This is a genomic window from Lysinibacillus sp. PWR01 (assembly GCF_043359455.1).
GTDB lineage: Bacteria > Bacillota > Bacilli > Bacillales_A > Planococcaceae > Lysinibacillus > Lysinibacillus fusiformis_F.
The window spans coordinates 1-469 of record NZ_JBHERJ010000017.1; the positions used below are offsets into that span (position 1 = coordinate 1).

Here is a 469-nt window from a genome sequence, read left to right on the forward strand (position 1 = left end):
ACAGATATTACGGAGTTTAAGTTAATTGGTGAAAAGCTTTATTTATCGCCTGTTTTAGACTTATTTAATGGCGAAATTATTACGTATACAATTGGCTCTAGACCTACATATTCGTTAGTTTCAGAGATGGTAGAGAAGGCTTTAGAGCGGTTGCCAGAAGAACACCAGCTCCTCATGCATTCCGATCAAGGCTGGCATTATCAAATGAAACAATATCGCCACGCCCTTCAATCAAGAGGGATTGTGCAAAGTATGTCGCGTAAAGGCAACTGTTACGACAATTCTGTCATGGAGAATTTCTTTGGCATCATGAAGTCGGAATTTCTCTATTTAAAGGAATTTAAAAGTGTCGAGCATTTTAAAAAGGAACTGGAAAACTATATAAACTATTACAACACGAAACGTATGAAGGCAAAATTAAAAATGAGTCCAGTGCAGTACCGAACTCATTTTACCCAAGCTGTCTAAA

At 37.3% G+C, this 469-nt stretch carries 1 protein-coding gene; it reads left to right on the forward strand.

Annotated elements, in window-relative coordinates:
* Window positions 1-468: IS3 family transposase (locus tag ACEVFT_RS02145; RefSeq protein ID WP_393947875.1), on the forward strand; the 468-nt coding region annotated here is incomplete at its 5' end.
* Window position 469 lies beyond the last annotated feature (1 nt).